Below are 22886 nucleotides of genomic sequence, written 5' to 3'. Positions count from 1 at the left end.
CCGCACCACCACATCCACACCCGCACCCACCTCGGGCGCCACACCCCCACGACGACTCAACAACAACAAATGCCGCACACCATGCACCTCGACCAGATGCCGCACCACCAACCCACCCAGCACACCCGTCCCGCCGGTCACCACCACCGTGCCCTCGGGATCGAACCGCACCCCCGCATCGACGGTCCGGTCCCCCTCACCCGCGGGCTGCTCCGTGAGCCGTGTCAGGCGCGGCGCGCGCAGGCCGCCCTCGCGCCAGACGAGCTGCGGCTCGTCGCCGACGGCGGCGCACTCCAGCACCTCGCGGGGGACGGTGTGCCCGTCCGTGGCCAGGAGCCCGAAGACCCCCGGGTGCTCCGACTGGGCCGCGCGCACGAGCCCCCAGACCGCGGCATCCGCCGGAGCGGCAGGTGCCGTGCCGGTGGCGCTTTGTGTCACCAGTACGAGGCGGCTGTGAGCGAGCCGGTCGTCGGCGAGCCACGCGTGCAGCAGTCCGAGCCGGGTATGCACACGGTCGTGCGCGGCGGCGACGACGTCCTCGTCGGGTGACGGCGCGGGAAGAGTCGCGAACACGGCGTCGGGGACGTCCGCCCCCGCGTCGAGGACGGCCGACAGCGCGACGAGGTCCGGGTAGCGCTCCCCGTCCAGCCCCAGTACGGGGTCACCGACTTCGGCGACACGGGCGCTGCCCGTGGTGCCCGCCGGTCCCACCGGGGTGGTCGTGCCCGCGGTCGGCACCTCCACCCAGTCGAGTCCGTGGAGCGGGCCGCGGGACAGGGGCCCGGGTGTGGTCAGCGGGCGGACCGAAAGCGTGCCCACCGAGGCGACCGGCTGCCCGGCCCCGTCCGTGGCCAGCACCGTCACCGCCTCCGGCCCGGCCGGGGACAGCCGCACCCGCAGGGCGGTGGCGCCGGTGGCGTACAGCGTCACCTCCGACCAGGAGAATGGCAGCCGCGGCGCGCCGTCCGGGGTCCGCGCGGGGTCGACCGCGAGTGCGTGCAGGGCCGCGTCGAGGAGGGCAGGGTGAAGGCCGAACCGCGGGGCGGCGTTCCGCTGTTCCTCGGGGAGCCGGACCTCGGCGACCACGTCGTCGCCGTCCCGCCACGCGGCGCGCAGCCCCTGGAACGCCGGGCCGTAGCCGAGGGAGGACGCGGCGAAGCGCGCATAGAAGCCGTCGAGCGGAACGGGGACCGCCTGCGGCGGCGGCCACGCCGCGAGCCCGTCCGGGAGGGGCGGCTGTGCCGGGTGCAGCACGCCGGTGGCGTGCCGGGCCCACTCCTCGCCGTCCCGCCGCGCGTGCACCGCGACTTCCCGGCGGCCTTCCGCGTCCGCCTCCGCGACGGCCACCTGGAGGTGGACGTCACCGTGCGCCGGGACCACGAGGGGGGCTTCGAGGGTGAGCTCCTCGACCTGCGGACATCCCACCTCGTCCCCCGCGCGTATCGCCATCTCGACGAAGGCGGTTCCGGGCAGGACCACGGTGTTTCGCACCCGGTGGTCGTTCAGCCACGGGTGGGTCCGCAGAGACAACCGGCCCGTCAGCAGGCGGGAGTCGGCACCGGCAGGGGTGACGATCGCGCCCAGCATCGGGTGCTCGGCGTCGGCGAGTCCGAGACCGGCCGCGTCCGCGGACCGCGCCAGGTAGTCGTCGGGCCAGAACCGGCGCCGCTGGAACGCATAGGTGGGCAGCCCGGTCCGGCGGGCGGCCGGATACAGCGGCAGCCAGTCCACGCGGACGCCCCGGACGTGGGCCTCGCCCAGCGCCGTCCAGAAGCGCTGCACACCGCCCTCATCGCGGTGCAGGGTGCCGAGCACGGCGACGTTCCGCTGCAGGGCGTCAGCGGTCTCCTGCACCGCGGGGGTGAGCACAGGGTGCGGGCTGATCTCGACGAACACGGTGTGGCCGCCTTCGACGGCGCGACGGGTCGCCTGCTCGAAGCTGACGGTGCGCCGCAGGTTGGTGTACCAGTAGGCGGCGTCCAACCCGGCCGTGTCCATCGGCTCGCCGGTCACGGCGGAGTAGAAGGGAACCGTGCCCGAGCGTGGCCGTACGGGGGCGAGGGCTGCGGCGAGCTGTTCGCGGATCGTCTCCACCTGCGGGGAGTGCGAGGCGTAGTCGACATCGATCCGCTTCGCCCGCACGTCGTCCGCGAGGCAGGCCGCCAGGAACTCCTCCAGCGCCTCGGTCTCTCCGGCGACCACCACGGAGCCGGGGCCGTTGACGGCGGCGACCGCCAGCCGCCCCGCCCACGCCTCGATCCGCTCGGTGACCCGGCCGGGGGCCTGCGGTACCCACACCAGGCCGCCCTGCCCGGACAGGACGGTCAGGGCCCGGCTGCGCAGGGTCACCACACGCGCGGCGTCGGTCAGCGACAGCCCGCCAGCGACATGTGCGGCGGCGATCTCACCCTGGCTGTGTCCCAGGACGGCGTCCGGTTCGACGCCGTGCGCGCGCCACAGCGCGGCGAGCGAGACCATGACCGCGAACAGCACGGGTTGCACCACGTCGACCCGGTCCAGCGCGGGGGCCGTCGGCTCGCCCCGTACGACGTCCAGCACCGACCAGTCGACGAAGGTTTCGATCTCGGCGGCACAGGACTCCATGGTCCGGGCGAACGTGGGGGCCGTGTCGAGGAGTTCCCTCGCCATGCCGACCCACTGGGAGCCCTGGCCGGGGAAGACGAACACGGTACGCGCTTCGCTGAGCACCCTGCCCCGCACGACTCCGGGCGCCGGGCGGTCCTCGGCCAGTGACCGCAGGAGCTGCGGCAGGTCCGCGGGGGCGTGCGGCAGGAGCACGGCCCGGTGGTCGAGTGCCGCGCGGGTGGTGGCGAGGGAGTACGCCACGTCGTGCGGGTCGGCGTCGGGCGCGGTGTCGAGCCAGGCCAGCAGCCGGGCCGCCTGCGCGGTGAGAGCCGGCTCGCCCTCGGCCGACAGGATCCACGGTGCGGCCGGGGCGCCGGCGGAGGGCACCGTGTCGGGCCCGGCCTCGCGGCCGACCGTCCGGTCGGGGGTGGCCTGCGGGGCGGGGGCCGTCTCGTCGGAGGGAGCGGCTTCGAGGATGACGTGGGCGTTGGTGCCGCTGACGCCGAAGGAGGAGACACCGGCCCGCCGCGGGCGGTCCAGCTCCGGCCATCCCGTCGGCTCGGTCAGCAGACGGACCCCGCTCTCGTCCCACTCCACGTGCGGTGAGGGCTCGTCCACATGGAGCGTCGCCGGAAGTACCCCGTGCCGCATCGCCATCACCATCTTGATGACACCCGCCACACCCGCAGCCGCCTGCGTATGCCCCAGATTCGACTTCACCGAACCCAGCAACAAAGGCCGCTCCACCTCACGTTCGGCACCGTAAGTCGTCAACAGCGCCTGCGCCTCGATCGGATCGCCCAGCCGCGTCCCCGTACCGTGCCCCTCCACCGCATCCACCCCGGATGCCGGCACACGTGCGTTCGCCAACGCCTGCCGGATCACCCGCTGCTGCGACGGACCGTTGGGTGCCGTCAGACCATTCGACGCACCATCCTGGTTGACCGCCGAGCCCCGCATCACCGCCAGCACCGGATGCCCGTTCCGCTGCGCATCCGAGAGACGCTCGACCAGCAGCAGACCTACACCCTCGGACCAGCCGGTGCCGTCCGCGCCCGCCGCAAAGGCCTTGCAGCGGCCGTCCGCGGCGAGACCGCCCTGACGGCTGAACTCCACGAACTGCATGGGTGTCGACATCACTGTCGCGCCGCCCGCCAGCGCCAGCGAGCACTCGCCCTGGCGCAGCGACTGCGCGGCCAGGTGCAGGGCCACCAGGGAGGAGGAGCACGCCGTGTCCACCGTCACCGCGGGGCCTTCGAGGCCGAAGGTGTAGGAGAGGCGGCCGGAGAAGACGGCGCCGCCGTTGCCGGTTCCGACGAAGCCTTCGAGTTCCTCGGGGAGGTCCTGCAACAGCAGCGCGTAGTCCTGCCCGTTGGTACCGGCGAAGACCCCGGTGTCGCTGCCGCGCAGCGTGCTCGGGTCGATCCCGGCGCGCTCGAACACCTCCCAGGACGTCTCCAGCAGCAGCCGCTGCTGCGGATCCATCGCCAGCGCCTCGCGCGGCGAGATCCCGAAGAAGTCGGCGTCGAAGTCTGCGGCCCCGCCCAGGAATCCACCGCTGTCCACGCTCGACCGGCCGTCCCCGAGGAGGCCGTCCAGGTCCCAGCCCCGGTCCGCAGGGAAGGGCCCGACGCCTTCCGCTCCCTCGCTGACGAGGCGCCACAGATCCTCCGGAGACCGCACGTCGCCGGGGAAGCGGCAGGCCATCGCGACGATCGCGACGGGCTCGTCACCGGCCCCCGTGCCGGGCGCGACGGGGGAAGGCGTGTCGCTGCTCGCCGTCGTACCGGCCAGTCCGTCGTCGAGGAAGGCGGCGAGCTCGGCGGGGGTGGGGTAGTCGAAGACCAGCGTGGTGGGCAGGCGCAGCCCGGTCGCCGCGGTGAGCCGGTTGCGCAGTTCGACAGCGGTCAGCGAGTCGAAGCCCAGTTCGCTGAAGAGGCGGTCGGCGCCTGCCGCTTCGGGCGAGGCGTGGCCGAGCACGGCGGCGGCGTGCGAGCGCACCAGGTCCAGCAGGGCCCGCGTCCGCGCCGGTCCGGACATCCCGGCGACGTCGAGCTGTCCCCTCGGCCCCTGTGCGCCGTCCGCCGCACGGCCTCGCGGGGTCGCCGGAAGGAGACCGCGCAGCAGCGGCGGCACAGCTCCTGATGCTGTTGCCGACTCCCGCCAGAGGGCCAGGTCCACGGGAGCGGCGACCACGACGGGGCGGTCGAGGTGGAGCGCCGCGTCGAACAGGGCCAGGCCCTGTTCGGTGGGCATGGGGATGATGCCGGCCCTGCGAGCGCGCTCCTGGTGGGCGTCGCCGAGTTGCCCCGTCATGCCGCTGGGCTGGGCCCACAGCCCCCACTGCACGGAGACCGTGGGCAGGCCCTGCGCCCGGCGGTGGGTGGCGAACGCGTCGAGGAAGCTGTTCGCCGCCGCGTAGTTGCCCTGCCCCCCGGCGCCGATGGTGGCGGCGGCCGAGGAGAAGACGACGAAGGCGTCGAGGCCGCTGTCGCGGGTGAGCTCGTGCAGGTGGAGGACCGCGTCGACCTTGGGACGCAGCACCCGGTCGACGTGCTCGTCGGTCAGCGAGCTGAGCAGTGCGTCGTGCACCACCCCGGCGCTGTGCACGACGGCGGTGAGGGGGTGCCCGGCCGGTACCAGGTCCAGGCAGGCCGCCAGTGCGGCGCGGTCGGAGACGTCGCAGGCGGCGAGCGTCACCTCGGCACCCGACGCGGTCAGTTCAGCGCGCAGCTCCTCCGCCCCGTCGGCGTCCGGGCCACGTCGGCTGGCGAGCAACAGGTGGCGCACACCGTGCCGTTCCACCAGGTGCCGGGCGACGAGCCGGCCCACCCCGCTGGTGGCCCCGGTGACCAGTACGGTCCCCTCGGGGTCGAGGCGCGGCACGTCGGGTTCGTCGGGGCCCTGCTGCCGGGCCAGTCGCGGTGCGTGGACGGTGCCGGAGCGCAGGGCCGTCTGCGGCTCGTCGGTGCGTACGGCCGCGGCCAGCGAGCGGTACGAGGCTGCCGTGCCGTCCATGTCGAGCAGCCCGAAGCGGTCGGGGTGCTCGGACTGTGCGGAGCGGATCAGGCCCCAGACCGCGGACGCCGCCAGGTCGCCCGGTGCGGAGTCCCACGAGGTCGCGACCGCGCCCTCGGTCACCACGACGAGGCGGGAGGCGGCGAAGGCATCGTCGGCGAGCCACTGCCGGCTCAGCGCGAGCACGGTGCGGAGGGTGGCGCGCACCTCGGCGCCGAGCGCCCCGGTTCCGCTCGGCGGCACGGGGGCGAGGACGACGGGCGGTACCGGCTCGCCGCCACGTACCGCCTCGGAGAGTGCCGCCAGGTCGGCGTACGGCACCGCGTCGCCGAAGCGGGCGGTGGTGCCCGTCTCCCCCAGTACCGCCCATCCGGTCCCGCCCGCGGCAGTGGCGTCGGGGGCGGGGGACGCTGTGTCGACCTCGGCCCAGTCGATGCGGAACAGGGCGTCGCCGTACTGCCGGTGCGCACCGGCGCCGTGGAACGCGTGGAAGGTGACCGCCTCGGCCGTGGCGACGACGCGTCCGGTGTCGTCACCGAGGACGAGGGAGACGGTGTCCTGGCCGGTGCGCGTGATCCGCGCCCGCGTCACGACGGCCCCCGGGGCGTGGAGTTCCACGCCGTGCCAGCGGGCGGGGAGCTGGAGCCGGCCGGCGGCGGGCCGCGGCAGCAGCGGTTCGGCGGCCCGGGTCACCGCTTCCAGCACCGCGGGGTGCAGCCCGAAGCCGCCGGTCCCCTCCAGCAATTCCCCGGCCTCGCCGAACTCGGCGTACACGGTCTCACCGGCGCGCCACGCCGCAAGGAGCGCCGGGCCGTCGCCGCCGTCCTGACCGGCCGGCGGCGCGACGACATCGAGGGCGAGCGCTTCCTGGCCGGGGCTGAGCTGCTCCGTCGCGGCCGGGGGTGCGGGGCTGGGTGCGAGGACGCCGTCTGCATGGCGGATCCAGGGGGCGTCGTCGTGGTCGGCGCGGGTGTGGACGGCGACCGTCCGTCGGCCGGTCTCGTCCGGGGAACCCACCCGTACCTGTACGACGAGGCCGCCGTGTGCGGGCAGGCTGAGCGGCTCCTCCGCGGTCAGCTCGGCCACCCGCCCGTGACCGGCCTGGCCGCCCGCGTGCAGCGCCAGTTCCAGGAGGCAGGCGGCGGCGTGCCGGGGCCCGCCGCCTGCCGGGTCGGCGAGCCGGGGGTGGCTGCGCCGGGACAGTGTGCCGGTGAGCAGGAGCCCGTCGTCGTCCGCCAGAGCCACGGCGGCGCCGAGCAGGGGGTGGTGGGCGGCTCCGAGGCCGACGCGGCCGAGGTCACCGGTCACGGAGAAGGGGTTGCGCAGCCAGTGGCGCTCGCGCTGGAAGGCGTAGGTCGGCAGGTCGGCCCGGTCGGCGCCGCTGCCCGCGAACACGGCCGGCCAGTCGACGTGGGCGCCGTGGGTGTGGACGGCTGCCAGCGCGGTCAGGAGGGTGTCGATCTCGCTCTTGCCGTGCCGGAGGGCGGGGGTCAGCATCAGGTCGGTACGGTCGTCCGGCAGGGTGTCGCGGCCCAGCGCGGTGAGCACGCCGCCGGGGCCGAGTTCCACGAACGTGGTCACCCCGCGCGCCAGCAGGCTCTCCATCCCGCCGTGGAAGCGCACGGTCTCCCGCACGTGCCGCACCCAGTAGTCGGCCGTGGCGATCTCCTCGCCGGCGACCTGGCCGGTCACGTTGGACACCACCGGGATGCGCGGGGGCAGGAACGTCAGCCCGGCCACCTCGGCGCGGAACTGCTCCAGCATCGGCTCCATCGACGGCGAGTGGAACGCGTGGCTGGTCGACAGCCGCTTCGACCTGCGGTCCGGCAGCGCCGAGAGCACCGCCGCCACCGCCTCCACGTCGCCCGAGACGACGACCGTCGCGGGGCCGTTGACGGCGGCGATCGAGACGCCGTCGGTGAGCAGCGGTGCCACCTCCGCCTCGGACGCGGCCACGGACACCATGACGCCGGGCGCCATGGCCTGCATGAGCCGGCCGCGCGCCGCGACCAGGGTGCACGCGTCCTCCAGCGACAGCACTCCGGCCACGTGCGCCGCCGCCACCTCGCCCACGGAGTGGCCCAGCAGGTAGTCCGGGCGCACGCCCCAGCTCTCCCAGAGCCGGCACAGTGCTACTTCGAGGGCGAACAGAGCGGGTTGCGCGTACCGGGTGTGCTCCAGTGCCGCCTCGTCGCCGAACATGATCTCGCGGACCGGCCGGCCCACGGCGGGGTCGAGCACCGCGCAGACGTCCTGGAGGCAGGCGGCGAAGGCGGGCAGTTTCTCGTGCAGTTCGCGGCCCGCGCCCACCCGTTGTGCGCCTTGGCCGCCGAGGAGGAACGCGGTCCGTTTGGCCTTGACCCGCGCGGTGCCGCCCAGCAGGTGCGGCGAGTCCGCCGCACGGGACAGCGCGTCCAGCCCCCGCAGCGCGTCGGCGCGGTCGCCGCAGACGACGGCTGCCCGGTACGGCAGCGCCGCGCGGCCGGCGGCCAGGGTGCGGGCGACGGGCAGGAGGCCGGTGTCCGGCTGGGCGTCGAGGTGCTCCAGCAGGCGGGTGGCCTGGGCGCGCAGCGCCTGCGGGGTGTGGCCGGACAGCAGCAGCGGCACGGTGCCGTGGGTGACGGGCCCCGAAAGCGTACAGGCCGGTGCGGTCTCGGCTGTCGGCGCCTGCTCGACGATCACGTGGGCGTTGGTGCCGCTGACGCCGAACGAGGACACACCGACGCGCCGCGGCCGGTCGCTGACCGGCCAGGGGGACGGCTCGGTCGGGAGCTGCACGGTGCCGGCCGACCAGTCCACGTGGGTGGTGGGCCGGTCGACGTGGAGGGTGGGAGGCACCACTCCGTACCGGACCTCCAGCACCGCCTTGATGACCCCGGCCACGCCCGCGGCGGCCTGCGTGTGGCCGATGTTGGACTTGATGGAGCCCAGGTACAGGGGCCGCTCGCCGGCGTGGCGGCGGCCGTAGGTGGTGAGGACGGCGTTGGCCTCGATGGGGTCGCCGAGGGTCGTGCCGGTGCCGTGCGCCTCCACCACGTCGACCTCGTCGGGTGTGAGGCCGGCATTGTCCAGGGCGTCGTGGATCACCCGTTCCTGCGACGGTCCGTTCGGCGCCGTCAGACCGTTGCTTGCGCCGTCCTGGTTGACCGCACTGCCGCGTACCACGGCCAGCACCTGGTGGCCGGCCGCGAGGGCGTCGGAGAGTCGCTCCAGGAGGACCATGCCGACGCCCTCGCCCCAGCCGGTGCCGTCCGCCGCCTCCGCGAACGGCTTGCACCGCCCGTCCGGGGCCATGCCCCGCTGCCTGCTGAACTCGATGAAGGCGCCCGGCGTCGACATCACCGTCGCCCCGCCGGCCAGAGCCAGGGAGCACTCCCGCTGGCGCAGCGACTGGGCAGCCATGTGCAGGGCCACCAGGGACGACGAGCAGGCGGTGTCCACCGTGACGGCGGGGCCCTCCAGGCCGAGCGCGTAGGAGACCCGTCCGGACAGCACGCTGGCCGTGTTGCCGGTCAGCCGGTGGCCCTCCAGCGCCTCGGACTCCAGCGAGGTCATCAGCAGGCGCACGTAGTCCTGGCCGTTCGTGCCCGCGAAGACGCCGGTCCTGCTGCCGCGCAGCGTCCCCGGATCGATGCCGGCCCGCTCCAGGGTCTCCCACGCGACCTCCAGCAGCAGCCGCTGCTGCGGGTCCATCGCGAGGGCCTCACGCGGTGAGATGCCGAAGAACTCCGCGTCGAAGTCGGCGGCGTCGGAGAGGAACGCGCCCTCGTGGGTGTAGCTGGTGCCCGGCCGGTCCGGGTCCGGGTCGTAGAGGGCTTCCAGGTCCCAGCCGCGGTCGTCGGGGAAGGCGGCCACGGTGTCGCGCCCGGACACCAGCATGCGCCACAGCTCGTCGGGCGACGAGACGTTGCCGGGGAACCGGCAGCCGATGCCCACGACCGCTATCGGCTCACGCCGCTCGTCCTGGACCTCGCGCAGTTGCCTGCGGGCGTCCTGGAGGTCCATGGTGACGCGCTTGAGGTAGTAGCTGAGCCGTTCTTTGTCCGCCATGTGGTGCGTTTCCCTCGCAGAACCGGAAGTCGTGGTCGGCCGGATGGTCAGGAGATGCCGTACTCCTTGCCGAGGAAGTCGATCAGCTCCTCATCCGTGGCCTCCGCCAGTTCGGCGGGCGGCCCGTCCGGCTGTGCGGCGGTCAACTGCTCCAGCATCGACCTCAACCGGGTGGTGACGGCCTTGCGTGCGAGGTCGTCGGAGACGATTGCGGGCAACCGTGTGTCGAGCTCCGCCAGCAGTGCCAGGGCGGGGTCCTCTTCGCCCTGCCTGATGCTCTCCACCAGGTGACCGGCGACAGCGCGGGCCGTCGGATGGTCGAACACGAGCGTGACCGGCAGCTTGAGGCCGCTGACCCGGCTGAGCCGGTTACGCAGCTCCACCGCCAGCACCGAGTCGAGTCCCAGCCCCGTCAACGCGCCGTCCGCGTCGACGGCTTCGGGGTCCGTGTACCGCAGGACCGCCGCCAACTCGCGGCGTACGAGCCCGAGCACATGGTCGTCGCCCTCCGGTGCGGAGAGCGTGCGGAGCCGTTCCCGCAGGGCGGAGAGGGTGTCGGCGTCACCGGCGTTGCCGCTGTGACCGTCGCCGTCGGCTGCCATCTCCCGCAGGGCCGCGCGGGCTTCGGGCACCGTGCTCAGCAGCGGGCTGGGCCGCAGCGCCGCGAGGCCCTTGGCGAAGCGGTCCCACTCGATGTCGCCCACCACGACGCAGGGCTCGTCCTGCCGGACAGCGGCTTCGAGCGCGTCCATCGCGAGCCCGGGGTCCATCGTGCGGACGCCCCGGCTGCGGAGCCTGGCCTCGGCGTCCTCGCGCGAGTCGAGGCTGCCGCCGCCCCACGCGCCCCACGCCACGGACGTGGCGGCCTGCCCCCGCGCCCGCCGGTAGCGGGCGAAGGCGTCGAGGTAGGCGTTGGCCGCCGCGTAGTTGGCCTGCCCCGCGCTGCCGAACGTGCCGCCGAAGGCGGAGAACAGCACGAACGCCTCCAGCGGGAGGTGTCCAGTCAGCTCGTGGAGGTTGTCCACCGCCCCGACCTTGGAGGCGAAGACCCGCTCCAGGCGTTGCGGGGTCATCGCGTCGAGGGGCCCGTCGTCGACGACACCGGCGACGTGGAACACCCCCGTCAACGGGGCGTCGTCGGGCACCGAGGCCAGCAGGGACCGAAGCGCCGTGCGGTCGGCGACGTCGCAGTCCGCGAGCGTGACCCGGGCACCCAGGTCCCCCAGTTCGGCCGTGAGCGCGTCGGCACCCGGCGCCGTGGTGGCCGTCCTGCTCGCGAGGATCAGATGCGCCGCGCCCGCACCGGCCAGCCGGCGGGCGACGTGGGCGCCCAGCGCGCCTGTGCCGCCGGTGACCAGCACCGTGCCCGAGGGCCGCCAGCCGCCGGCCTCGGCCCGGGACTCGGCGCGCACCAGGCGGCACCCGAAGACACCGTCGGGCCGCACGGCGAGTTGGTCCTCCTCGGCTCCCGCCCCGGCGAGCGCCTCGACGAACCGGGCCCGTGTGCGTGCCTCCACCTGTGCGGGCAGGTCGATCAGGCCGCCCCAGCGCTCAGGGGCTTCGAGGGCGACCGTTCGGCCAAGGCCCCACACCTGTGCGGCCACCGGGTCCCGCAGCGGGTCTCCCTCGTCCACGGACACCGCTCCGCTGGTGACGCACCACAGCGGTGCCGCGGTCCCGCTGTCGCCGAGCGCCTGCACCAGGGCCAGCGTGCCCACGGTGCTCGCGGCGACGGCGGGATGCGCCGGATCCGCGGAGGCGTCGAGAGCGAGGAGGGAGAGCACGCCCGTCACCAGTGCCCCGTCGGCGGCGTCCCGGAGCCGCTCGGTCAGGGTGGCCCGCGTCAGGTCCACCGCGTCCACCGCGACGGGGACGACGGCGGCACCGGACTGTTCCAGCTCCTTCAGCAGTCCGGCCACGGTCGTGTCGTCCGCCCGGGTACGGGGCACCACGGCCAGCCAGGTGCCGCCGCGCGGCGCCGACGGCGGGCCGGTCAGGGGCTGCCAGGTCAGCCGGTAGGTCCAGGAGTCCACGGCGGAGCGCCGGTTGAGACGCCGACGCCAGGAGGCGAGGGCGGGCAGTGCTGCCCGCACCGCCGGCTCGGTGGCGGGCCCGGCGTCCAGGGCCGTGGTCAGCGCGGCGGGGTCCTCCCGCTCGACCGCGGACCAGAAGGCGCTCTCCGCCGGGGTCGGGTCACCGGCTGCCGCACCACCGGCGACGGGGGTCTCCAGCCAGTAGGTCTCGTGCTGGAAGGGGTAGGTGGGCAGCTCGACGAGGCGGGCGCCGGTTCCCGCGAAGGCGGTCCGCCAGTCGACGGTCACACCGTGCACGTGGGCCTCGGCGGCGGACGTCAAGAAGTGCCGCATGCCGCCCTCGCCGCGTCGCAGGGTGGGCAGGACGAGGGGCTCGGCTCCGTGCTGTTCGGCGGTCTCCTGGATCGAGAGCGCCAGCAGCGGGTGGGGCGAGATCTCGACGAAGGCCCGCAGCCCGTCGCGGGTCAGGGCGCCGACCGCGGCTTCGAACGCGACGGTCTCGCGCAGGTTGCGGTACCAGTAGCCGGCGTCCAGGGCCGTGGTGTCCGAGGCGTCCAGCGCCTCCCCGGTCACCGTGGAGTACAGCGGGACACGAGCGGGCCCCGGGCTGACGGGTGCCAGCTCGCGCAGCAGGCCCTCCCGCAGGGCGTCCACCTGAGCGGAGTGCCCCGCCACGGTCACGCCGGGCACCCGCCGGGCGCGGTGCCCGTCAGCGGTGCAGGCTGCGACGAACTCGTCGCAGGCGGCCGGGTCGCCGGAGACGGTGCAGGAGCCGGGGCCGTTGACGGCGGCCACCGCGAGCCGGTCACCCCAGGGAGCGAGCCGGCGCCGCACCTCCTCGGCCGGCAGCAGCACGGCCGTCATGCCGCCCTTGCCGGACAACTGCCGCCAGGCTGCGCTGCGTCGGACGATGATGTGCGCGGCGTCCTTCAGCGAAAGGATGCCCGCGACGTACGCGGCGGCGACCTCCCCCTGCGAGTGCCCCACCACGGCAGCCGGCTCCACGCCGTAGGAGCGCCACATCGCCGCCAGCGAGACCATCATGGCGAACAGCACCGGCTGATGGACGTCGACACGGTCCTCCGCCACCTCCCTCTCGCCGCGCAGCACGTCGAGGACGGACCAGCCGGTGAGTGCCCGGATCTCCTCGTCGCAGGCCTCGGCCGCCTGCCGGAAGGCGGGCGAGTCCGCCAGCAGCGCGCGGCCCATGCCCGGCCATGCGCCGCCCTGCCCGGGGAAGACGAAGACCGGCCGCGGCTCGCCGGCCGCCGTGCCCCGCACGACCCCGGGCCCGCCGGGATCCGCTGCGTGGCGGTCGAGTTCGGCACGGTCGGCGCCGAGCAGTACGGCACGGTGACGGAAGACGGACCGGCCGTGCGCCAGCGAGTGTCCGACGTCGACGGGGTCCAGACCGGGCTGTTCGGCCAGGTGTGCCCGCAACCGTGCGCACTGCTCGGTCAGCGCCCGCTCGGTGGTGGCCGACAGCACCCAGGGCACGACCGGCGGCGCCGAGTGCTCCTCCGCATCCGTGCGGACGGCCGTGTCCGGGCTCTCCGCCGCGTCCGGATGCCGCGCCGCGTCGGGGCGGTCGGCGGCGGTGGGCTCCTCCAGCACGAGGTGGGCGTTCGTCCCGCTGATACCGAACGAGGAGACCGCGGCGCGGCGGGGCCCCTCCCCTTCGCGGCGCTCCCAGGGCCGGGACTCCGTCAGCAGCCGGATGTCGCCCGACTCCCACTCCACATGCGGCGTCGGCGCGTCCACGTGCAGCGTCCTGGGCAGCGTGCCGTGCCGCATCGCCAGCACGAGCTTGATCACCCCGGCCACGGCGGCAGCGGCGGCCGTGTGGCCGATGTTGGACTTCACCGAGCCGAGCCACAGCGGCCGGTCCCGCTCCCGGCCGTAGGTCGCGAGCAGCGCGTCGGCCTCGATGGGATCGCCCAGTGCGGTGCCGGTGCCGTGCGCCTCCACCGCGTCGATGTCGTCTGCGGCGAGCCCCGCCGCGGCCAGCGTCCGGCGGATCACCCGCTCCTGGGAGGGCCCGTTCGGGGCGGTCAGCCCGTTGGAGGCGCCGTCGTGGTTGACGGCGCTGCCGCGGATGACGGCCAGCACGGGGTGGCCGTTGCGCCGGGCGTCGGACAGCCGCTCGACCAGCAGCACACCGGCGCCCTCGGCCATGCTCATGCCGTCGGCCGCGGCCGCGAACGGCTTGCAGCGGCCGTCCGGCGCCAGCACCTGCTGACGGCTCATCCCGGCGAAGCCCCCGGTCGAGGGCATCACCGCGACGCCGCCCGTCAGCGCGAGGGAGCACTCGCCCCGGCGCAGCGCCTGGCAGGCGAGGTGGAGCGCCGTCAACGAGGAGGAGCAGGCGGTGTCGACGGTGAGGGAGGGGCCCTCCAGGCCGAGTGTGTAGGACACCCGCCCGGACAGGACGCTGGTGAACACCCCCGTCATCAGGTGGGCTTCCAGGCCCTCCTCGGGCGGCGTGGCCGCACCGTAGAAGGAGTGCATGCCGCCCATGTAGACGCCGGTTGCGGTGCCGCGCAGCGCCGCCGCGTCGATGCCCGCCCGTTCGACGGCCTCCCAGGAGGTCTCCAGCAGCAGGCGCTGCTGCGGATCCATGGCCAGCGCCTCGCGCGGCGAGATGCCGAAGAAGGCCGCGTCGAACTCACCCGCGTCGTGCAGGAATCCGCCCTGCCGGGCGTAGGAGGTTCCGGCGCGGTGGGGGTCCGGGTCGTACAGCTTGGCCAGGTCCCAGCCGCGGTCGGTGGGGAACGGGGAGATCGCGTCCCGGCCGGCGGCCAGCAGGTCCCAGAACTCCTCCGGCGTGGTGACGCCGCCGGGGAACCGGCAGCCCATCCCGACGATCGCGACGGGTTCGTCGTCGGTGGCGGTCCCGGCCGCCTCGGTGGGCGGCGGGACCGCCGCCTGCTGCCCCGTCATCCGCGCGAGGAGGAAGTCGGCGAGCGCCCGCGCCGAGGGGTGGTCGAAGGCGATGCCGGCGGGCAGCCCGACGCCGGTGGCCGCGGAGAGCCGGTTGCGCAGCTCCACGGCGGACAGGGAGTCGAAGCCCAGCTCCCGGAAGGCGCGGGACGGCTCCACGGCGTCGGCTCCGGCGTGCCCGAGCACGACGGCCGCCTCGGTGCGCACCAGGTCGAGGAGGATGCGTGGGCGGGCGTCGGCCGGCACGCTCGACAGCTTGGCGGCCAGCGCCGACGCGTCGGTGCCCGGGCCGCTGCGCGCCGTCCCCGCGCCGTCCAGCGCCTGCCGGGCCTCGGGCACCTCGCGGATCAGCGGGCTGGGGCGGGCCATCGTGAAGACCGGTGCGGCCCGCTCCCATTCGACGTGGGTGACCACGAGCTGCGTCTCACCGTGGGTGACTGCCTGCAGCAGGGCGGACACCGCGAACTGCGGGTCCAGGGCCGGGAATCCGCGCCGCCGCAGCCGGTCGGCCACGTCCTCGGCCAGCCCCGCGCCCCAGGAACCCCAGGCGACGGAGGTGGCGGGCAGTCCGCTGCGGCGGCGCTGCTGCGCGAGGGCGTCCAGGTGCGCGTTCGCCGCCGCGTAGTTTCCCTGACCGGCGGCGCCGAAGCTGCCGGCGACGGAGGAGAAGAGGACGAAGGCGTCCAGGTCGAGGTGGGCCGTCAGTTCGTGCAGATGCCGGGCGCCGCCCACCTTCGGTGCCATGACCCGCTCGAACCGCTCCGGTGTCAGGGCGTCGACCAGCCCGTCGTCCAGCACCCCGGCGGCGTGCATCACCGCGGTGAGAGGGGTCTGGGACGGCAGCGCGTCCAGCAGTTCGGCCACCTGGGAGCGTACGGACACGTCGCAGGCCACGACGTCGACCCGGGCGCCGAGCGCGGTCAGCTCCCGGGCCAGCTCGGCCGCTCCCGGGGCGTCCGGTCCGCGGAGCCCGGCCAGCACGAGGTGCTCGGCCCCGTCGGCGGCGAGCCGCCGGGCGACGTGGGCGCCGAGGAGTCCGGTACCGCCGGTGATCAGTACGGTGCCGTGCGGACGCCACGGGCGGGCGACCGCCGTCTGCGGCAGCGGCGCACGGACGATGCGCCGCACGAACACGGACGCCTCGCGGATCGCGATCTCGTCCTCGTCGTCGATGCCGCCGAGGACGGCGGCCAGGCGGTCCAGGGCCGTCTCGTCGAGCGTGGCGGGCAGATCCACCAGCCCGCCCCAGCGGCGGGGCTGCTCCAGCGCGACGACGCGTCCGAGGCCCCACACCTGGGCCTGCACCGCGCTGGTCAGCTCGTCGTCGTCGCCGGTGGCGACGGCTCCGCCGGTCACACACCACAGCGGCGCCTCGATGCCCGCTGCCGCCAACTCCCGCACCAGTTCCGCCGTGCCGTGTGTGGCGGTGTCCTCGGCGAGGGCCAGCAGCGACAGCACTCCCGTCACCGCCGCCGCACCCGTCACGGGCCCGGTCCGGTCCGTGGTGGGGGTGGCGGCGTCGGTGGCGGCCGCGGGGACGGCCGTGGACAGGTCCGCCGGCTCGGAGACGACCACGTCGAGGCCCCTGGCACGCAGGGCGTCGGCGAGGCGGACGGCGCGCGGATGGCCGGTGCAGCCCGCAGGCACGACGAACAGCCAGGTGCCCGAAGCGCCGGGCGCGGAACCGGTCGCCAACGGCCGCCACACGATGCGGTAGCGCCACTCGTCGGTCGCGGCACGCTCCGCGCTGCCGCGGCGCCGTTCGGCCAGGGTGGAGACGACCGTGGGCAGTGCCGCGTCCTCCGGGAGCGCGAGCAGTTCGGCCAGCGCCCGGCTGTCGCCCTCGTCGACGGCCTGCCAGAACGGGGACTCCCACGGGGCGCGCCCCGCCACCTGGGCACCGGGCGCGGGGGCGTCGAGCCAGTACCGCTGGTGCTGGAAGGCGTAGGTGGGCAGGTCGGTCCGGGTGGGGGCGGCGGCCTCGACGGCCGACTCCCACCGGACGGGAACCCCGCGCACGTGCGCCTCCGCGGCCGAGGTCAGTACCCGGTCCAGGCCGCCGGCCTCGCGGCGCAGCGTGCCGACGACGACGGCGTCGTGCCCGCCCGCGTCGATGCTCTCCTGCACCCCGACCGCCAGGACGGGGTGCGCGCTCACCTCGACGAAGCAGGTCACTCCCTCGTCGAGGAGCCGTCCGACGACCGGCTCGAACGCCACCGGCTCGCGCAGGTTGCGGTACCAGTAGTCGGCGTCCAGTTGCGTCCCGTCCAGCAGCCCGCCGGTGACGGTGGAGTGGAAGGGGATCTGCGCCGCACGCGGTGCGACGGCTTCGACCGCGGCGAGCGTCTCGGCGCGGACGGCGTCGATGTGGTGCGAGTGGGAGGCGTAGTCCACCTCGATGCGGCGGGCCCGTACGCCGTCGGCGGTGAGCGCGGCCAGCAGGTCGTCGAGGGCCGCGCCGTCCCCGGAGACCACCACGGAGGAGGGCCCGTTCACCGCGGCGACCGACAGTGCCCCGTCCCAGGCCCGCAGCAGGGTGCGGACCTCTTCGCCGGGCAGCGCCACCGACATCATGCCGCCGCCGCGCCCGGCGAGCGGAAGCAGCGCGCGGCTGCGCAGCGCCACGATGCGGGCCCCGTCGGACAGCGACAGCGCCCCCGCCACGCACGCGGCGGCGATCTCCCCCTGGGAGTGCCCCACCACGGCCGCGGGCTGGACGCCCAACGAGCGCCAGACGGCGGCGAGCGAGACCATCACCGCCCACAGCACCGGCTGCACCACGTCGACCTGGTCGAGGGCGTCGCCCTCACGCAGGATGGTGCGCGGGTCCCGGTCCAGGTAGGGGGCGAGGGCTTCCGCGCACTCCGCCATGCGGGCGGCGAAGACCGGTGAGGAGTCGAGCAGTTCCACCGCCATGCCGGCCCACTGTGCGCCCTGCCCGGGGAAGACGAACGCCACCCGCGGCACGCCGACGGCACGGCCGCTGACCACTGCCGGCAGGCTCCGCCCCTCGGCGAGCCCGGCCAGGCCCTCGCGCAGCCCGGCGCGCTCACCGGCGAGCACCACCGCACGGTGATCGAACCGGGTACGCGCGGTCGCCAACGTGTGGGCGAGGTCCGCCGGATCGGGGGCCGCAGCCTCGGGGGCCGCCGGTCCGCGGTCGGCGCGGACCGCGCGGTCGGGCCGGTCGGCCAGCAGGGCGCTCAGCCGCTGCGCCTGGCCGCGCAGCGCCGCACGAGTGCGCCCGGAGATCACCAGCGGCACCGTCGGTACGGTGCCGTCGGAGGCGAGGGCCTGCACACCGGGGGCCGACGGTCCCTCCGCGGCGGGGGCTTGCGGGCGCTCGGGGGCGGGGGCCTGCTCCAGGATCACGTGCGCGTTGGTGCCGCTCACACCGAACGCGGACACCGCGGCGCGCCGGGGCCGGTCCTGTGCGGGCCACGGCCTGGGGGCGGTCAGCAGCTCGACCGCGCCCGACGACCAGTCGACCTGCGGGGTCGGCTGCTCGACGTGCAGGGTGCGCGGCAGCGAGCCGTGCCGCATCGCCATCACCATCTTGATCACACCACCGACACCCGCGGCGGCCTGCGTGTGACCGATGTTCGACTTGAGCGAACCGAGCGCCAGGGGTACCTCCCGCTCCCGGCCGTACGTCTCCACCAGCGACCGCGCCTCGATCGGATCGCCCAACGGCGTCCCCGTGCCGTGCGCCTCCACGGCGTCCACCTCGGACGAGAGCAGGCGCGCGTCGGCCAGCGCGGCCCGGATGACGCGCTGCTGGGCGGGGCCGCTGGGCGCGGTCAGACCGCTGGAGGCGCCGTCCTGGTTCACCGCCGAGCCACGCAGCACGGCGAGCACCCGGTGCCCGTCGCGTACGGCGTCCGAGAGCCGCGCCAGCAGCAGCATGCCCACGCCCTCGCCCCAGCCGGTGCCGTCGGCCCGGTCGGAGAAGGACTTGCACCGGCCGTCCGGGGCGAGCCCGCGCTGCCGGCTGAACTCGACGAACGCCGTCGGGGACGCCATCACCGTGACACCACCGGCCAGCGCCAGGGCACACTCCCCCTGCCGCAGCGCCCGCGCCGCCAGGTGCAGACTCACCAGCGAGGAGGAGCAGGCGGTGTCGACCGTGACCGTGGGGCCCTCGAATCCGAAGGTGTACGCGATGCGTCCCGAGGCGACACTGCCCGAACTGCCGTTGCCCAGATAGCCCTCGAAGCCCTCGGGGGCGCGGTGCAGGCGCGTGGCGTAGTCGTTGTACATCACACCGACGTACGAGCCGACCTGGGCGCCCCGCAGCGTCGTCGGGTCGATGCCGGCCCGCTCGACGGCCTCCCACGAGGTCTCCAGGAGCAGCCGCTGCTGGGGGTCGATCGCCAGTGCGTCGCGCGGGCTGATGCCGAAGAACTCCGCGTCGAACTCGGCCGCGCCGTAGAGGAAGCCGCCTTCCTTGGCGTAGCTGGTACCGGTGTGGTCCGGGTCCGGGTGGTGGAGGGACTCCAGGTCCCAGCCGCGGTCGGCCGGAAAGCCGGCGACCGCGTCCCGTCCCTCGTCGACCAGGCGCCACAGATCCTCGGGACTGCGCACGTCACCCGGATACCGGCATGCCATACCGATGACGGCGATCGGCTCGTGGGCCTCGTCGACCAACTGCCGGTTGCGCCGGCGGAGGCGCTCGGTCTCCTTCAGGGACCCCCGGAGTGCCTCAACGATCTGTTCTTTGCTCTGGTTCATCGAAACCGCGCCCCCCTAATCCCGGTCTCGCTGATCATCCTGCCCGAGTCTGATCAGTTCGTCGAGATCCATTTCGTCGAACCGGTCGAGATCAGGTGCATCGGGCTCGTCCTCGGGGTAGTTGCCGTCCGAGGACTGCCCGTCTCCGCCGTTGGCGAGGCGCAGCAGCATGTCGAGGACGCCGGCGTCGCGCAGCCTGTCGAGCGGGATCGCCGCGATCGTCCGGCGCAGCTCGGCATCACCGTCACCGTCGTCCACCCCTTCACCCTTGGACGCCTGGAGCCCAGCAGTCAGTTCCTCCGTCATGTGCCGCACCAGCGCGGTCACGTTGGGGTGATCGAACAGGGCCGCTGTCGGCAGCCGCAGTCCGGTGGCCGCGCCCAGGCGGTTGCGCAGGTCGATCGCCGTCAGCGAGTCCAGCCCCGACTCGAAGAACCCGCGGTCCGCGTCGACGGCCCCCGCGCTGTCGTGCCCGAGGACCTCCGCCAGTTCCCGCACCACCAGGCGGCGCACCAGGCTTTCACGGTCCCCCGGTACGGCCCTGGCGAGCTCTTCGCGCAGCGCCGCGGCCGGGTCCGTACCCCGCTCCGGAGCCGCCGGGCCGGTGGACGGCCGCTCCTGCGCGTTCTGCGACTGCGGTTGCGGCGGTACGAGTTCGCGCAGCAGCGGCAGCAGCGTGCCCGCCCGCGCCTGGTCGCGCAGCGCCGCACGGTCCAGGACCACCGCGGCCACCTCGGGCTCGTGCGCGCCGACCCCGGCGTCGAAGAGGGTCAACGCCTCCGTCGGGCTCAGCGCTCCGATACCCGCCCGGGCCATCCGGCGCACATCGGCTTCTTCGAGCCCGCCGATGATGCCGGTGTCGTCGTCCCAGCGCCCCCACGCCAGCGTGGACGCCACCAGCCCCTGGGCGCGCCGGTGGTGGGCCAGCCCGTTCAACAGGGCGTTGGCAGCCGCATAGTTCGCCTGCCCCGGGCCGCCGAACACACTGGTGGTGGAGGAGAAGAGGACGAACGCGTCCAGCGGCAGGTGACGCGTCAGCCGGTGCAGGTGCAGCGCGGCGTCGGCCTTCGGCGCCATCACCGCGGCGAGCTGCTCGGTGGTCAGCGACGTCAGGACGCCGTCGTCGACGACACCCGCCGCGTGCACCACCGCGCTCAGCGGCTGCTCCTCCGGAACCGACGCCACCACCCGGGCGATGTCCGCCTCGTCCGACACGTCGCAGGTGGCGATCCGCACGGTGGCACCGTGCGCACGAAGGTCCTCCACCGCCCTGCTCGCGCTCTCCCCGCCACCGCTGCGACTCACCAACAGCAGGTGCCGCACGCCGCGTTCGGTCACCAGGTGACGGGCGATCCCGGTGCCGAGCGCGCCGGTGCCACCGGTGATCAGAACGGTGCCCTCCGGGTTCCACTCCAGCGGCTGGGCGCGCCCACCGGTGGGCACCAGCCGGGGAACGCGTACAGCACCGGCGCGCACGGCGAGCTGCGGCTCCTGTGCCTGCGCTGCCGCACTCAGTGCTGCCGTCAAGACACCTTCCGGCATGTCCGGTTCGTCGATGTCGACCAGGACGAACCGGCCGGGGTGCTCCGACTGCGCGGCCCGCACCAGCCCCCAGACGGCAGCGCCGGTAAGGTCGCGCACGTCGTCGCCGTCGGCCACCGCGACGGCGCCGCAGGTCACGACCACGAGCCGCGACCTTTCTGCCCGCGGATCGGCCAGCCACTCCCGCAGGACCGTCATGGCCCTGCCCACTTCCGGAGTCGGGTGCGGGTCGGTGAGCTCCCCGAGGCAAGGCAGCACCACCAGCTCGGGCAACTCCGCGGGGAGTGCGGAGAGGTCGACGACACGGCGCCGGCCCCCTCCCTCCTCCGAGGTCACCTCCTCGTTCGCAGGCACGGCGTCCTTGCCCGGCACGGCGTCCTTGCCCGGCACGGCGCTCCCGCCCAGCACGGCGTAGGAGGGCGCCGTCCCGTGCCCGGACGGGTCCACGGGGTGCCACGCGATGCCGAACAGCGACTGTTGCGCACCGCGCGCCTCGCGCAACTGCCGTACGGGCACGTCGCGGAGGGTCAGTTCCGCCACGGACAGGACGGGGGCGCCCGAGACGTCGTCCCACGCGGTCAGAGCCAGCGCACCACCCGGCGCGGGCGCCACCCGCACCCGCAGGGCACCCGCCCCGGCCCGCGCCACCCGCACCCCGCTCCAGGTGAACGGCAGCCCACCGTCCGGGCGTACCAGCGCGGCGCCGTGCAGGACGGCGTCCAGCAGCGCGGGGTGCACGGCGAATTCTGCGGCCTGCGCGGCCGTCTCCGCCGGCAGGCCGACCTCCGCCCACAGCACGTCGTCCTGCCGCCACGCGGCCCGCAACCCCCGGAACCCGGGCCCGTATCCGAACCCGGCCTCCGCCATGCGCGGATAGAAGTCCGAGACATCGACCGGCTCCGCATCTTCGGGCGGCCACACGCCGGGGGCGCCGGACGGCTCAGGTTCCGCGGACGATTCCGGGGGCGCGGCTGCGGGGGCGGCGGCCGCTTCGGGGGAGATTCCGGCGGAGGGCGTCGGTGCGGACGAGGCGGCCTCCTCGCCGGGTGCCGCTCGGGTCAGCGTGCCGGTGGCGTGCCGCACCCACTGCTCCTCACCTTGGCGGGCGTACACACTGAACGGTCGGCCACCCTGCCCGGCCTGCCGTGAGACGGCCACCTGGATCGCCACGTCACCCCGGTCCGGCAGAACCAGCGGCAGTTCGAGGACCAGTTCCTCGACGTGGGTGCACCCCACCTCGCGGCCCGCGCGGAGTGCGCATTCGAGGAAGGCCGCGCCCGGCACCAGGGTGGTGCCCGAGATCACGTGGTCGGCCAGCCATTCCTGCGCGCCCGTCGAGAGCCTGCCGGTGAACAGGTAGCCGCCCGAGTCCGGCAGCTCGACCTTGGCGCCCAGCAACGGATGGTCCGCACTGCCGAGTCCGGATGCGGCAGCATCGCCCGCAGTCGGCGGGGCTTCGCGAAGCCAGTAACGCCGCCGCTGGAACGCATACGTGGGAAGGGTCGCGGCAGCGGAGGCGGCAGCAGCGGTGTGCCGCGGCGCACCGTGGACCTGGTCCCACGCCACCTCGGCGCCCCGCACGTGCGCGTACGCCAGCGCGGCCGTCACGGTACGGCACTCGTCACCGTCCCGCCTCGACGCGGGTACGAACACCGCCCCGTCGTCTCCCAGAAGCTCCCGTCCCATGGCGCTCAGCACACCGTCGGGACCGATCTCGACGAAGGTGTCCACACCGTCGGCACGGAGACGCTGCACCGCGTCGGCGAACCGCACCGTCGCCCGCACATGCTCCACCCAGTAGCCGGGTGACGCGATCTCCTCCACCACCCGCTCACCCGTCACCGTCGAGACGAACGGAACCCGTGGCGGGTGGAAGGAGAGCTCCTCCACCACCTCGCGGAACCGGTCGACCATCGGCTCCATCAACGGCGAATGGAACGCATGACTCACCCGAAGCCGCCGCGACCGCCGCCCCTCGAACGACGA

General features: G+C 74.7%; 2 protein-coding genes and 1 pseudogene. All 3 read right to left on the bottom strand.

Annotated features, from left to right (window positions below; genetic code table 11):
* Positions 1-9699: type I polyketide synthase (locus tag H297_RS39410; protein ID WP_486589755.1), on the bottom strand; the 9699-nt coding region annotated here is incomplete at its 3' end.
* 2 nt (positions 9700-9701) lie between these two features.
* Positions 9702-19349, bottom strand: a pseudogene (locus tag H297_RS0130975) (type I polyketide synthase); the annotation flags it as partial.
* Between the two features lie 24 nt (positions 19350-19373).
* Positions 19374-22823, bottom strand: coding sequence for a type I polyketide synthase (locus tag H297_RS39405; RefSeq protein ID WP_486589754.1), 3450 nt, complete (start codon positions 22821-22823; stop codon positions 19374-19376).
* Between the last annotated feature and the right edge of the window lie 63 nt (positions 22824-22886).

It is taken from the genome of Streptomyces sp. CNT360 (assembly GCF_000424785.1).
The sequence above is the reverse complement of the archived record's forward strand: the minus strand, read 5'-3'. Positions and strand labels throughout refer to the sequence as shown.

What these genes read in the sequence shown, in the direction of transcription:
- H297_RS39405 (WP_486589754.1), bottom strand. Translation starts at nt 22,823, where the DNA reads ATGGAGCCGATGGTCGACCGGTTCCGCGAGGTGGTGGAGGAGCTCTCC.